Source organism: Vibrio sp. ZOR0018 (genome assembly GCF_963865925.1).
Lineage (GTDB): Bacteria > Pseudomonadota > Gammaproteobacteria > Enterobacterales > Vibrionaceae > Vibrio > Vibrio anguillarum.
The window spans coordinates 569-1719 of record NZ_CAWMCN010000064.1; the positions used below are offsets into that span (position 1 = coordinate 569).

Consider the following 1151-nt stretch of genomic DNA (forward strand, 5'->3'; position numbering starts at 1 on the left):
ACTTTAGTGCAAAATTGAAATTCAGTGTTTACAGTATGTTTTTTTAGTTCGGTGGTGCGTTGTCAACCCCTTAGCCGGGCGTTAGTTTGCTACAGGCTAGCAGTTAACTAGCCTAAGCTTGCTCTTACATCCGCAATGGTGATGAAGAGTTTGTTTTCAGCGTCTTGAAATGCCTGAAAGCCATAGCGTTCATAAAAATATTTTGCACCGTCTTTGGCATCAACGATAACAACTGGAAATGCAACGCTATCACTAGCAGCTAATAGCTTTCTGAGTGCATCGATGAGCAGCCACTCACCAAAGCCTTTCCCTTTGTATCTGTCATCGACAGCAAGACGGGCAATTAGGCCACCAGAGGTGGATGATTGGTGCTTTTTTTGTAATTTATCGGGCAATGCCTTTAAGTCAATTGGTGTCATTGTTAGCGTGTAAAAGCCGATGATATGTGAGCTGTTGTTATCATCTTCCAGAACAAACGTTCTGGTGTTGTCTTTCTTTGTTTGCTGACTCGCCATTACTTTTAAGTAATTATTGAGAGCTTCGATACCACAGTTGAATCGGTTTCTATCGTGTTTAACTTTATCTAAAAGTACCGTATTCATCATTGAGCCTTGCTCTCGTATCGTTCAGAGGCCGCTCTTAGTTTTGAGTTCTGTGCTGTTGGGCGGTCTAATGCGTCCATCAGCAAAATCGCATCGGCTTGGCTCAGTTTTAAAGCTTGCTCACGTTCGATGACTTGTTTAGCCTTTTCAATTGCAGCGCTTAGAACAAATGAGTTAATACTAGACATACCAGCGATAGCGGCAGCTTTAGTGAGTAAATCTTGTGTATCGACATCAACTCTAGCGGTGATGCGAGGCAAAGTAGTAGCCATAATGTTATCTCCTGTTGTGTCAAAATGTCACATGGGTATTATGGTCTTAAAATGTGCAATTAGCAATCGTTGTGTCACTTTGGCACGCAAACTAACAAACAATTCAAGTGGATTCTCAACGCGTGGCAGTTTTACTATGCGTTGAGTAAAGTGTTTTACGGTGCAATGCGGCGGCTTGGTCAGTGCGTTGTTCACCACTTAATTGGGCGTTAGGCACAGTGATTTTTTATCAGCTAAATCGAGTTGGAATTGAACAGTAAATTCCATGTTTTGTGGC

At 42.1% G+C, this 1151-nt stretch carries 2 protein-coding genes; both read right to left on the bottom strand.

Annotation, left to right across the window (positions count from 1 at the left end; all coding sequences use genetic code 11):
• Nucleotides 1-107: 107 nt before the first annotated feature.
• Nucleotides 108-605 carry a GNAT family N-acetyltransferase gene (locus AACR75_RS02750; protein WP_047691656.1) on the bottom strand — a complete coding sequence of 166 codons (498 nt, stop codon included), beginning with the start codon at nt 603-605 and terminating at the stop codon, nt 108-110.
• On the bottom strand, nt 602-874 hold the full coding sequence (locus AACR75_RS02755; RefSeq protein ID WP_013867770.1) for a type II toxin-antitoxin system TacA family antitoxin: 273 nt from the start codon (nt 872-874) through the stop codon (nt 602-604). The genes AACR75_RS02750 and AACR75_RS02755 overlap by 4 nt, the downstream gene beginning before the upstream one ends.
• Nucleotides 875-1151 lie beyond the last annotated feature (277 nt).